At 51.1% G+C, this 12,008-nt stretch carries 12 protein-coding genes; 4 read left to right on the top strand and 8 right to left on the bottom strand.

Annotated elements, in window-relative coordinates; all coding sequences use genetic code 11:
* Nucleotide 1: 1 nt before the first annotated feature.
* The 4 genes from AC52PS_RS13265 to AC52PS_RS13250 all read right to left on the bottom strand — a co-directional run bounded on the left by AC52PS_RS13265 (nt 2) and on the right by AC52PS_RS13250 (nt 4,836).
* Nucleotides 2-1,354 (bottom strand): hypothetical protein, encoded by a 1,353-nt coding sequence (locus tag AC52PS_RS13265; RefSeq protein WP_495563553.1) that lies wholly within the window; start codon nt 1,352-1,354, stop codon nt 2-4.
* A 114-nt stretch (nt 1,355-1,468) separates the two neighbouring features.
* Complete coding sequence (locus AC52PS_RS13260) at nt 1,469-2,422, bottom strand: TP0624 family protein (RefSeq protein ID WP_495563552.1); 954 nt, start codon at nt 2,420-2,422, stop codon at nt 1,469-1,471.
* A gap of 1 nt (nt 2,423) precedes the next feature.
* Nucleotides 2,424-3,674 (bottom strand): LysM peptidoglycan-binding domain-containing protein, encoded by a 1,251-nt coding sequence (locus tag AC52PS_RS13255; RefSeq protein WP_495563551.1) that lies wholly within the window; start codon nt 3,672-3,674, stop codon nt 2,424-2,426.
* A 73-nt stretch (nt 3,675-3,747) separates the two neighbouring features.
* On the bottom strand, nt 3,748-4,836 hold the full coding sequence (locus AC52PS_RS13250; RefSeq protein WP_495563550.1) for a hypothetical protein: 1,089 nt from the start codon (nt 4,834-4,836) through the stop codon (nt 3,748-3,750).
* 69 nt (nt 4,837-4,905) lie between these two features.
* Between AC52PS_RS13250 and AC52PS_RS13245 the strand changes: the two genes are divergently transcribed.
* From AC52PS_RS13245 to AC52PS_RS13230, 4 genes are all read left to right on the top strand, one after another.
* On the top strand, nt 4,906-5,859 hold the full coding sequence (locus AC52PS_RS13245) for a TIGR02757 family protein (protein WP_495563549.1): 954 nt from the start codon (nt 4,906-4,908) through the stop codon (nt 5,857-5,859).
* A gap of 12 nt (nt 5,860-5,871) precedes the next feature.
* Nucleotides 5,872-6,375 carry a ferritin gene (locus AC52PS_RS13240; RefSeq protein ID WP_495563548.1) on the top strand — a complete coding sequence of 168 codons (504 nt, stop codon included), beginning with the start codon at nt 5,872-5,874 and terminating at the stop codon, nt 6,373-6,375.
* A gap of 83 nt (nt 6,376-6,458) precedes the next feature.
* On the top strand, nt 6,459-6,620 hold the full coding sequence (rd, locus tag AC52PS_RS13235; RefSeq protein WP_495563547.1) for a rubredoxin: 162 nt from the start codon (nt 6,459-6,461) through the stop codon (nt 6,618-6,620).
* A gap of 112 nt (nt 6,621-6,732) precedes the next feature.
* The gene (locus AC52PS_RS13230; RefSeq protein ID WP_495563546.1) at nt 6,733-8,043 is read left to right on the top strand and encodes an aminopeptidase; all 1,311 of its coding nucleotides are present in this window, start codon (nt 6,733-6,735) and stop codon (nt 8,041-8,043) included.
* Nucleotides 8,044-8,192: 149 nt separating this feature from the next.
* Here AC52PS_RS13230 and aroC read toward each other — a convergent pair whose 3' ends face one another.
* The 4 genes from aroC to AC52PS_RS13210 form a co-directional block, all read right to left on the bottom strand.
* Complete coding sequence (gene aroC / locus AC52PS_RS13225) at nt 8,193-9,248, bottom strand: chorismate synthase (RefSeq protein WP_495563545.1); 1,056 nt, start codon at nt 9,246-9,248, stop codon at nt 8,193-8,195.
* Nucleotides 9,249-9,311: 63 nt separating this feature from the next.
* Nucleotides 9,312-9,839, bottom strand: a complete 528-nt coding sequence (locus tag AC52PS_RS13220) for a shikimate kinase (RefSeq protein ID WP_495563544.1) — start codon at nt 9,837-9,839, stop codon at nt 9,312-9,314.
* A gap of 260 nt (nt 9,840-10,099) precedes the next feature.
* The gene (locus tag AC52PS_RS13215) at nt 10,100-10,945 is read right to left on the bottom strand and encodes a sugar ABC transporter permease (protein WP_495563543.1); all 846 of its coding nucleotides are present in this window, start codon (nt 10,943-10,945) and stop codon (nt 10,100-10,102) included.
* On the bottom strand, nt 10,942-12,008 hold a 1,067-nt coding region (locus tag AC52PS_RS13210), incomplete at its 5' end, for a carbohydrate ABC transporter permease (protein ID WP_495563542.1). The genes AC52PS_RS13215 and AC52PS_RS13210, both read right to left, overlap by 4 nt.

Here is a 12,008-nt window from a genome sequence, read left to right as displayed (position 1 = left end):
CTTACTGTTGAATGCTGAAAAAGATCACAAAGGGGGTAAGAGCCTGTTTCAAAATCACATTCCGGTTAATATTCTCTTTCGGCACATATTCAAGCTGAATACCCTGATTGGTTCTCCGGTACAGGAAATTGAGACTATCGGAAATGGGGATGCCCGGTCGGGTAATGCTCACCGCACCGTCGTATCCGCTTCGAAGATCTCCGGCAAGGTAGAGGTTGAATGCAAGATCCCCCCGCCCCTGGAACCAGGAAGGAAGAATGGTGGAGTCCAGAGCATTGTACCCCTGCCATTCCAGACTTCCGTCCTGGTTGAAGCGAATGCTGCCGTACTGGCTGCTTCGGAAACTGGTCCCCTGGGAGAGAAATGCATTTTTTACATCCTCCCGGCGCTGGCTCTCATTTTCTATAATCTCCTCCACATCAGCCTCAATTCGAACCAGACTCTGCTGGATGGTCTCTCCATCCCTGGTGAACTGTATGGAAATAGAGTTTTCATTGAAGGTGGTGATTTGAAGACTGGTTCCCTCAACAACATATTCTTTATATCGTGCCCGAAAGACCTCATCATAGGGAAACTCCGCCGAGATTTCTTCCGTATTCAGAATAAACGTCTGGTTCGTCCCGTCGTGCACAAAGCGGTATTCGTTTTTGAATCGGGAAAGATCATACACGTTGTCGTTGATCATCCATGCAAAATAATCCGGGCGCCATACGCTGTTCAGAACTGCGTCAAGGAAGACATCTTCTGAAGCTCCGGTCTTTTCAGTGGATACCCCCTGTTCGTCCACCACATCAAGGCGGTAGCCGTATACATATCCCCGGGTTCCGTTTGCGGTTAAAATCTCAAACCAGTAATCCTCCAAGCCTCCAACAGGAACAATTTCCTCACTTCGGGAGATAATTTTTGCCATTTCTCCCTGTCTCATACGGTAAATGATGGAGCTGGAAGGACCGGTGCCCATGCTGTCACGAACAGGAAGGGCCTGGATTTCCGCCATCCCGAAATAGGGAGCAAATTCCTGGTAGTTTTCAATTTCGGCCGCAAGAGTATCCCGGTCATCAATTCTGCGTACTCTCCAGGTTTCCGCTTCAAACAGCCGTTCTTCTCCCTCTTCGCTCTGAGCCTCGTAGCGCAGCTGAGATGTTCCTCTGAGCTCAGACTCGGACAATACTTCCACCGCTGCGCCATTGGGTATCTCCAGGTCCTCCGGAGACCAGAGCAGAACGCCCCGTCCAATGGCTCTGGGGCCGCATGAAACGACGGTCAGTATCAATAGAAGAATCGGAACGAAGAGCGCCCGGTTGAAAAACGTTCCGGATTGGAACCAAGATTTTGAAAACACAGTACGAATCATGAATGACTCCTGAAGGATCAGTGGAGATCAGTTCCCGCTCCGGGAACCGATAGCTCTGGGATTGTAACCAAGAATAGAAAAAAAAACCACCGTCCCGGGAGAGTTCATTGGGAGTCAGTATATGATGAGGATACGGCCTTCCCGCAGCAGCCTGCGGTTATTTTCACTGTAAAGCAGCACATCCGCATCAGCGGGGGGAATAAGGGGATCGGCGGGTGTGATACCGAAAAGTCCGGTTGCGATGATCCTGTATGGGTTGGATCCGATCCGGTCCCGGTGTTTCGATTCATCGAAGCCTCTGGTGAACGCAGCCACACCCCAGCGGGAAGCGTAATCGGGATTCAGCCGGTTCTTATCCACCACTACACGCATATCTTCATCGTAGATTACCGGAAACATTGCAGGTTCCAGAGATGTACTTCGTTGTTCACCGTGAACCGGAAGCTCTCTTCCTGCATATATCACAATTCCGCTGTAATCGGAGCCCGGCTGCCACTGGAGAACTTCGTTCATGGGAAAACTGTTGCCGTGTCGTACCAGCTCACTGCTGAGCCGGGGGTAGAGCGCAAGTTGATAGCTGCTGTGGAGCACCGGAACCCCGGGGTCCGGGTGCACTGAGACATGCTCCGCCGTTGAACTGAGCCGTTCTATGAAGGAGATAAGTCCCGGCTCATTTTTCAGGGTGGTTTCCAGGCTGTTCCATGAATCTACCTGGATTTGCAATAGTTCCCTGAAAAGAATGTCCGGCAGCCGGCGCTCAATTTCCAACTCCGCGCTGTACAGGGCCGCAGGAAGATTATATCCCTGTTCATCAACTTTCCGGGATACCGTGAGTCTCAACACACCATCTTCCCAGTCCATGGTGCTGCGAACATCCATATTTTCATACCCCGGATTGTTTCCCGATTCTGTCTGAGATTCCGTTCCGCCGTTCTGGACCCCGTTCATGCCCTGGGTCTGGCCATACAGCGTGTGGGGGGACAGTATGAAAAGATTTAGCAGCGCAAGAATTGCAAGGGAGACAAGGCGGGTGGTGGTATGTGGTGAAAATTTGATAATGTCCTTCATCTTAATTAATTGTATCGGCAGAATCTTTCCCCAGCCTGAGCCGCATACCCGCATGAATAATCGTATCATGATTGAGGTTATTCAGGTTTCTCAGCAAATCCAGCTCAATTCCATGGGTCCTGCTGATGCTCCAGAGAGTATCTCCCGGCTGCACCGTATAATACCCCGGACCCGTGGGAGCTGCTCTTTTTCTCATCGTCTCCACTGCAGCTCGGATGCTTTCAATGTAACGCCGGGGGAATTTCAGATCGTGGGCACCTCCGGGAATAATTTCGTCAAGGTATTCGCCGTTTCCCGCACGGAGAATCTGCAGCGGAACACCGGACTCCCGCGCCAGCCGTGACAGTTCAACTTCCACTCCGGGGTTCAGATGCTCCCAGTGTACCGGAGCCGACCAGTTGAGCCGAATGCCGAAGCGTCCCGGATAAGCGGAGATCACAGATGCGGCGATATAGCGGGGAACGTAATCTGATGTCTCTTTGCTGATATTTCCCGCTCCCCGCACATAGGTCTCTCCGTCTTGTTGCACGTTCAGCTTCCAAAATGGGGATTCCTTGCTGCTACCGCTGTTTCCGGTTCCCCCCGGTTTTTCGAACTCGGCGGAGGCACCGCCCCTTTGCTCAAGGGCGGCCAGGCTGCGGCTGATCCTTCCCAGGCCGCCGTTATACGCCGCCACCGCGGAGATCCAGTCCCCGGTTTCCCTGCGGTTCAGTTTGAGCTTCTCCATGGCCGCATAGGTGGATTTTCTGAAATCAAAACGCTCATCAAAGCGGGGATAGGTCTCCGATCTGCTCAGCCACGGGGCCAGCGAATTATCTGCAAATTGCCATAGTCCCCGGGCTCCTGTCCTGCTTTCGGCCATGACGTTGAATGAAGATTCAATATAGGCAACCGCCATCAATTCGGTTGGTACCCGCTGACGGAGAATTTCCGAATGGATGTAGTCCCGGTAGAGTTCCGAACGTATCATTGCCGACCAGTGGGCTGAAAGGCTGTCGTTCCGTGTTCTCCCGCTCAGCTCCTCCAATACCCGGGGATGAAGAATATCTTCCGGGGAAAAACTTGCAAACATCATGGGACCGGCGTGGGTCTGAATGGAGGGAAGATCCGTGGGAGATTGGATTTCTGCATTCTCCCACCGCGCCTGGGGATTTCCTCTTCGGGGCAGGGAGTAGACGGACAATGGAGCAAACAGCATAGAGAGAATCAGAAGCAATTGTAGCGCCGGCATTACCCGGAACCTGCGGCTCATAGTATTCATTGCATCGGACCGGATACTATGCCGGCCCGGTGAAGAATTCTGCAGTGTAGTAACTAATATCAATTTAGAGCGTATCTCCAAAGTAGATTCCAGCCCACTCCCAGTTTCCATGTATTTCAGGATCGGCAGGATAATCCACCTTTCTGAAGTAAAAATACCACTCGGGAATCCGGTAACTCCAACCCCAGGTTTTCAGGTATGCTTCCTTTTCATTAAGAATGATGAAGTCGGCGGAGTAGGAGATACTTCTTGCTGCGTTGAGAAACGTCCCGATATTGAAATTCGGTCGGCTGTTGAAATCCGACGGATCCTGAAGCCAACTCATGGCAAAGAAATTTTCCTTGGCCCTGTAGCGCTCCAGCCTCCAGTCCTGTTTGTAGTAGAGAGAAATTTTAATATTATCCACCAGGGTGTCCAGGTCCGGGGACATCCAGTCCTTCTGGTTATTCCGGTGGAAACTCAGTTGTTCCTGTACCGCTTCATGAATGTCCGGCGCTCCGGGCACACGGGTTTCCGGATACCGGGAAAACTCTTCCAATGCGGTAAAATACTCTTCAAAGCGGCCGTCATTCCGGTACTCTCCGGCCAGTCTGTACCAGGTGAGTCCCAAATCGATTTTTGCCGGAAAATCCTGGATAAGCCTTCGGTAGTAATCGATTCGTTGGGCCGGATCGGTCACCTGCCGAAGCAGCCCCTGGAGGGCGGCGAAGTGGGTGGAGCTGTTTCCCCTGCGAACATCCGGGTACTCCCGGAGAATTCGTGAGTAATACTGTCGGCTGAGACGGGGGTTTTCCCCCGCATAATAATCGCCGAGAATTTGCAGATAATATGCAATGTAAGGATCATCAGACTCGCTCATGCTGTACTGATGAATGAAGGAGCGTAAATTATCTCCACCCATCTCTTCGGCAATTTTTGCGGTAAGACGCTCCATCATTACAAATCTGCTTGCATAATCCTGCTCGTCCATAAGTCTTTCCAGATCGCTCCGGTATTCCGGCCCCAAAAATTCATAGCGGGAATAGCTGCTTTCGACCGCACAGGAGCTGAACAGGATAAGCCCCAGACAAAGGAATATGGCCATATTCATTACGGTTGAACCGGTCAACGGCTGTGAGACGGGACGCTTTTCTGACTTTGATGTTCTTATCATGATATTATATGTATATTCTGCTCCATATGGCAGAAGGGAATGCATGTTCATAAGGAGATACTACCTCAATTGCCCAGAGCCCTCAAGATAATATCACCGTCGACGGCTGCGGTTTACCGGAAAAAGCTGGACATTCTCTATGAACGCCTAAATAATCCCCGTTTCATCAGTCCCGATCCCCTGGAAGCGGCTTTGGCGTTCACGGATGCAGGAGATCGGGAGGTGGGAGCATTCCTTTCGGCCATGTTTGCCCTGGGACGGGTGAATCTCATTCTGCAGATTCTGGATGATCTTTTTACGTACCTGCCGAAACCCCGGAGTATGCTCATGAATCTGAATCCTGAGGAAATTCCCCGGGAATTGATGGAGATTATTCCCCCGCTAAAGTACCGCTTTTTCAATTATCCCAGAATTCTGCTTCTCATTTCAGCCATCGGGGCTGTGCTTCAGAAATTCGGCAGTCTTCAGCAGGCTGCAGTCCCCGGAACCGGTTCTCCTGCAGGAAACGGTTCTCCTGCGGGAAATGGTTCTCCTGCAGGAAACGAAGTCCCGTACCCCGGACTTTTGGCGGCGATGAATCTCCGCCGGGCTCTGCAGACTGAGGCACAAATTCACATACAACATTTCCCCCGTCTCTTCACCCCAGAAAAAGGAATCCCGGGTATCGTTGTACCTGCGGTTGAAGAACCTTTTCATAGAAACGGGGCGGCGAAACGTCTGATGTTGTTTCTCCGGTGGATGGTACGCCGGGATGCCGTAGATCCCGGCGGATGGAGCATTCTCTCACCCCGGGATTTACTGTATCCTCTGGATACCCATATGATGCGAATTGCGGACGAACTGGGTTTAAGAACCAGAAAGTCCGCGGATATGGCGACAGTAATTGAAATTACTGATAATTTCCGCATAATTAATCCTGAAGATCCGGTGAAATACGATTTTGCTCTCACCCGGACTGGAATTCATCCTGAAACCCGTTCCCTACACAGGACGGAAAGTCTTTGGAACGATATTATTATATAAAGGAGTGGTGTTATGAAAATACCCGCAAATGTTGAAGCAGCCATCAATACGCAGATCAAAGAGGAATTTGATTCGGCCTATTTGTATTTAGCCATGGCGGCATGGTTCGAAGATCAGGACCTTCCGGGTTTTGCAGTCTGGATGCGGTCCCAGTATCAGGAAGAACTTGAGCATGCCCACAAGTTCTTTAATTATCTTTTTGAGCGTGAAGGACGTTCCCTGGTTCCGGCCATTAAAGAACCACAAAAGGAGTGGAAATCTCCTCTTGATGCGTTCAGGGCGGCATACGACCATGAGCAGTACATTACATCCTGCATCCACAAGTTGGTGAAGACTGCCCGGGAAGCCGATGATGTTGCCAGTGAACGATTTTTAGACTGGTATGTCAACGAACAGGTTGAAGAGGAATCCACTGCCATGAATATTATCAAGAAACTGGAACGGGTGGAGGACTCCAAATACGGCCTGTTCATGCTGGATAAAGAAATGTCTTCCCGGGGAACACTTGCAGAATAGCCTTTAGGCTGTTATCTTATAAGCCATAACCGAGATGAATGATCATTCAATCATGATGATTCACACGTAACGAGGAGCGCTCCATGCAGAAATATGTATGTGAAGTGTGCGGATACATTTACGATCCCGCAGAAGGTGATCCTGATAACGGTGTGCCGGCCGGAACAGCTTTTGAAGCTCTTCCCGAAGATTGGGTGTGTCCCATGTGCGGCGCTGAAAAGGAAGATTTTTCACCCGAAGATTAAGATGAGAGCCGCTCCTCCGGGAGTGGCTTTTTTTTCTTGTGATGTTCGAAGAGGAGTGGGATAACAGCCATGTATCCACTGCTGCTCCATAACACCCAATTGATAAAAATCAATGCATAGAAACTCCGGACAGTACACCTTCTCCCTGAAACATCAGGAAACAGGGAGTGCAGAAAGCAGAATGCGGGGATTAACCCCAGGCCCGGCAATTCTGAAAACCGGAGTGCTGCTTTTTTTGTTTCTGATTTTCACTTCCTGTTATTATGTGGAACAGGGGAGTGTACTGTTCCGTAACAGACTTGCAGCCCAGAGCAGAAACTCGGCACTCAAAAGCGCGGATGAATCCCGCCGGGGGGAACTGGAACGGTTTTTTGCCAGGGTGGAAACAATCCGGGATTTCGGTGTCACAGAGCTTGGCCTGGGTGACAACGGGAATTACCGGAAGTACCTGGAACTTGACCGGGATTATCTGGTGGCAGTGGTGAATGCAGCTCCGGCGGACAGCCTGGATCCGTTTCTTTGGCGTTATCCTTTTCTGGGACCCGCACCGTATCGGGGATACTACGATCCGGAGGACGCCGCCCGGGAAGCTCGGAAACTCCGGGAACAAGGATACCATGTATTTGTGCGGAAAGTTGACGGGTTCAGCACTCTGGGAATCACCAAAGACCCCCTGATATCCTTTATGATTGAATACGATCAATTCAGGCTGGCCAGGCTGATTTTTCACGAACAGATTCATGCCAGTCTCTGGGTGAACGGCCATATATCTTTTAATGAAGAGCTTGCAACCGCTCTGGGAGATATGGCCGCCCTTGAATATATTGAATGGATGTTCACAAAAGACTCCCGGGAGTACCGAGCTGCCGCCAGCCGCATCCACGACTCCCGGCAATTCTCCCTGGATATGCGCAATCTTTCCCGGGAGCTTGAGCGTTTTTACTCCCGGTCTCAGGATTCTCCCGGAACCGGATCCGACCCTGGCCCCGCCTCCAATCCCGCCTCCAATCCCGCCCACGGAGATAACCCGCTCCCCGGGACCGGACCCGGCTATGAAGGCTCAGATCCGGAAGAAACCCGGGAAATCATCCTCAATAGGTTTCGTGAGGAGTTCCGCCGCAGTTACCCCCAACGGTATATGGGAGAATCCTATCGGCAAGTACTGGAAATGGAGCTGAACAACGCCTTCCTCAGCCTTTACCGCAGCTATAGCGGCCGGGGACCGGCCTACCGTGCACTGTATGAAAAACTGGGATCGGTATCTGCAGTGCTTCAGACTGTTAAAATGGCCCTGGACACACCGGAACAGCTGGGGCTGTCCTATAACAAAGGGAAAGACCCCTTCATTGTAATACAGCAGCTGAATGAGCAGCTGGCAGGTGACTATCAGCGAAATGAGCTGCTGACAGACACAAGTGAGTAGCTGATCTATAAGCCGACAGGCGAACCAGCAGCCGCCAGGCGAATGAGGAGCCAACAGCCGCCAGGCGAATACACGGCGTTGCACCGGAGGTAGGAGGGGCCGCTTATGACATGGCTGCAAGCGTACCTCCACCCCGGGAAACGGGAGCATTAGATATGCATTGCTCCCAGCCGTTTTATATGGTCCAGCAGCACAATTGAAGCCATAGCTTCCACGACCGGAATAATTCTGGGGCAGATACAGGCGTCGTGACGTCCTTCGGTTCGGATATCCTGCTCCTTTCCCTCCTTGCTTACTGTTCTCTGAACTTTGTTGATGGAAGATGTGGGTTTTACCACAATCCGAAAGAGGATTTCTTCACCGGTGGATATTCCTCCGATAATACCGCCCGCATTGTTGGTAATGAACCCTTCTGAATTCATCTGATCGTTGTGCTCGCTTCCCCTCATATCCGCTGCTGCAAAACCCCTGCCGAATTCTATACCTTTTACCGCACCGATGGACAGCATGGCTTTGGCCAGTTCTGCATCAAGCTTGTCGAACACCGGTTCGCCCAGGCCTGGATCCACTCCGCTGATCCGGCATTCAACGATGCCCCCCATGCTGTCTTCATCATCCTTGATATTACTGATAATTTCGTTCATTTTCTCCGCAGCCTGCATATCAGGGGCCCGCAGAGGATTTTTCTCGATCACATCGGGGTCGAAGCTGGTAATTTCAATTCCGGCGGTGCGGCGGGTGTATGCAAGAATGTTCACACCCTTGTCCCGGAGTATCTTCCGGGCCAGTGCGCCTGCGGCCACCCGCCCGGCGGTTTCCCGTCCGCTGGCCCGGCCGCTACCCCTCCAGTCTCGGATTCCGTATTTCCTAGTGTAGGTGTAGTCCGCATGTCCGGGACGGTACAGCTCTTTGATATCGTTGTATGCGCTGGGCTGTGCGTCCTTGTTATACAGTATCATCATCAGCGGAGTGCCGGTGGTTTTCCCTTCAAAGACACCGGACATAAAATGAACCTTATCCGGCTCCTTTCTTGGCGTGGTAATATAGGACTGCCCGGTTTTTCTTCTATCCAGTTCTTTTTGGATATCTTCAAGAGTGATCTCCACACCGGGTGTCACTCCATCGACGATAACCCCCACCGCTCCGCCGTGGGATTCCCCGAATGTTGTAATTTTATATGCCTGCCCGAAACTGTTTCCTGCCATTGCTGTATCTCCTTAGCTGGGAAAATCTGTATGTTTTTATAATGTTTGCAATTCATGAGCATGTTATATGCTGTCCAGAAGCTGTTGAAGTACTTCTTCTTTGGGGTTATCTCCAGTACTGATGATCAGGTCCGCATTGCTGCGTCCAAGTTCCCGCCGCCGCAGGTACAGTTTGCGGAAATCCTCCCGGGGTTTTTCAGCTGAGAGAAACGGGGGGATGCCGTTTTTCAGGATTCTGGCGTACAAGAGCTCTTCCGGGCCGTCGATAAATATCCGCAATGTATTGGGCTTTTTCCCGGAAGTGGGGCGGAGAAGCTCCATGAGCCGTTGATTCTCCATGGCTCCCCCGCCGCAGGCGATGATGCAGTGGGGTTCGCCGATGGACTCGTAGGCCATGCATTCCTGTTCTTGAAACCAGCGCAAACCGTTTTCCCGGTACATGCTTCTGATATCCGGAAATTCGGGATGCAACTTTTCGATGCGGTGATCAATATCGAACCAGGGAATTCCCAGCTGCCTGGACATGCCTTCTGCCAGGGATGTCTTACCGCTGTGCTTCAACCCCAGGAGTATATAGCGCTTGTTTTGCATAATTGGCTTCGCTTCTCCTCAGGAAGTGTGTAATTATTCACAATTATCTTATACAAAAATATGCATAAACCCCATGATCTTCCCATTACGGCTCATGAGAAGATGCATTGTTCGCATAACTGCGGGTAAATATCTATAATAATGATATTTACAGAATGGCTTTTTATTGGGGCTTCGAAAATATCCAGACCCACCGATTGATATACCTGTATGAATATACGATAATTCCCCCCCGTTGGGCAACGCAGAAGCGGGGGAAATTATCTGTTCCCAATGGCCCTTCCGCTACCCCTGGCCAGCCCGGTGTGAAGGGAGCCGCTGACCTTCATGAACACCGCCACCGCAGGAATCGAGATAATGACAGCCGATGCGCTGTAGGCACCATAGAGGGTCCGATACTGGTCTGAAAAGCCCTCCAGTCCCAGGGGCCAGGTATGCATGTTCTGGTTCACCAGAATCATCCGGGCTAAAATAAACTCACTCCAGCTTGCCATAAAACTGAGTATAAATACCACCGCAAGAACCGGAACCGCCTGGGGCAAAAGTACCGAGTAAAAAATTCGCAGGGGACCCGCGCCGTCCAGCATTGCGGCTTCTTCCGGTTCAATCTCAATTCCTATAAAGTAGCCCCTCAACAGCCAGATGCTGAAGGGTACGGTGGCTATGGCATAGGAGAGCAGCAGGCCCGGGTAGGTGTTAACCAGATTCAGTTTCAGAATCATCAAATAGGTGGGAACAAGCATAACAGAACCGGGAATGAGCTGGGTAAAAAATATGCTCAGAAGGATGGAGTTTCGCAAACGGAACTTCCAGCGGGTGAGGGCATATGCTGAAAGGGTGGCGATTGAGACGGCCAAACTGGCAGTAACTGCGGTTATTGCCAGGGAATTGCCGATCCACAACAGGAAGCTCCGTTCGGTGAACAATACAAGGTAATTTTTCAGCGTAGGGGCATCTGGAAAAAGATTCAGTCCGGTTGTGAGAATGGTGTTGTGAGGCCGGAAGCTGATACTCACGACTCTCAGTACCGGGTAGATGGTAATAATTGCGGCAAGAATCAGTACAGAATAGGCCAGGATTTTCAGTGGGGTGGGGAAACGCTTCATCGTTTTGCCTCTTTGAGTAATCCGCTATAGCGGATGGGTATCATCACCATTAGGAGAACAATAAGGGTGTTTACTATGGCCAGGGCCGACGAGAAGCTGTAACGGTTGAAGTAGCTTGCAGCCCGAAATATGGCCAGAGATAGCAGATGGCTGTTTTCCAATTCCTGGGGGTTCATGAAATAGGGGACGCCGAAATTGTTGAAACTGTAGATGGCGGAAAAAAGCACCGCCGGGAGCACGGTGGGGAGAATCAGGGGCAGGGTCACCGAGAGCAGTCTGCGCATACGGCTTGCACCATCCAACTCTGCTGCTTCCAGACAGTTTCTGTCCACTCCCTGTAGGGCGCCAAGCAGGAGTATCATCATAAAAGGAACTCCCAGCCAGAGATTTACCAGATTCATGGAGACAAAATTCCAAAACGGATCGCTCCACCATGCGGGACCTGTGACCACCCCCGGGAGAAGCTCAATAACCTGATTAATGAATCCGAAACTGGGGTGAAATTCATAACGGAGTGTCATGAGAGAAATGGTGCCGGGAATGGCCCAGGGCAGGACAAGGATCCATTTGAAGATCCGGGTGAAACGGATGGGTGCATTCAGTGCGAGAGCCAGGATCAGTCCCAGCAGCACCTGAAAAAACGTCTGAATGCCAGTCCACAGGAGAGTTCTTCCCAAAATTATCCATAATCCGTCACGGCGGAGGATGGGACCGGTAAACACACCCTTCATGTTCTCCAGGAAAAGACTCAGAGAGAAATCCGGATTGCGGAAGTGAAAAAGATTCATATTGCCGAAACTGAGAATGACAGTGTATACGAGGGGGAATCCCATGGTTACCGCCAGGGCGAGAATGGGAACACTGATAAGTGCAGGGACTATGGGATTTCTGATGGGATTTCCGCCGCCGTTTCCGGGTTTCAATCCGTCATGGACTCTGGCGTTAATTCTGGCATTAATTCTGGCATTAATTTTGCCATTAATTTTGACTGAGATCCGGTAGACCGCCGCTATAAGCACCGCAAGGAAGGCAAAAACGGCAATACCGGAAAACAGAATTTCCA

The organism is Salinispira sp., from assembly GCF_059431795.1.
The sequence above is the reverse complement of the archived record's forward strand: the minus strand, read 5'-3'. Positions and strand labels throughout refer to the sequence as shown.

What these genes read in the sequence shown, in the direction of transcription:
- AC52PS_RS13215 (WP_495563543.1), bottom strand. Translation starts at nt 10,945, where the DNA reads ATGAAGCGTTTCCCCACCCCACTGAAAATCCTGGCCTATTCTGTACTG.
- AC52PS_RS13220 (WP_495563544.1), bottom strand. Translation starts at nt 9,839, where the DNA reads ATGCAAAACAAGCGCTATATACTCCTGGGGTTGAAGCACAGCGGTAAG.
- AC52PS_RS13260 (WP_495563552.1), bottom strand. Translation starts at nt 2,422, where the DNA reads ATGAAGGACATTATCAAATTTTCACCACATACCACCACCCGCCTTGTC.
- AC52PS_RS13250 (WP_495563550.1), bottom strand. Translation starts at nt 4,836, where the DNA reads ATGATAAGAACATCAAAGTCAGAAAAGCGTCCCGTCTCACAGCCGTTG.
- aroC (WP_495563545.1), bottom strand. Translation starts at nt 9,248, where the DNA reads ATGGCAGGAAACAGTTTCGGGCAGGCATATAAAATTACAACATTCGGG.
- AC52PS_RS13240 (WP_495563548.1), top strand. Translation starts at nt 5,872, where the DNA reads ATGAAAATACCCGCAAATGTTGAAGCAGCCATCAATACGCAGATCAAA.
- AC52PS_RS13230 (WP_495563546.1), top strand. Translation starts at nt 6,733, where the DNA reads ATGCATAGAAACTCCGGACAGTACACCTTCTCCCTGAAACATCAGGAA.
- AC52PS_RS13265 (WP_495563553.1), bottom strand. Translation starts at nt 1,354, where the DNA reads ATGATTCGTACTGTGTTTTCAAAATCTTGGTTCCAATCCGGAACGTTT.
- rd (WP_495563547.1), top strand. Translation starts at nt 6,459, where the DNA reads ATGCAGAAATATGTATGTGAAGTGTGCGGATACATTTACGATCCCGCA.
- AC52PS_RS13255 (WP_495563551.1), bottom strand. Translation starts at nt 3,674, where the DNA reads ATGAGCCGCAGGTTCCGGGTAATGCCGGCGCTACAATTGCTTCTGATT.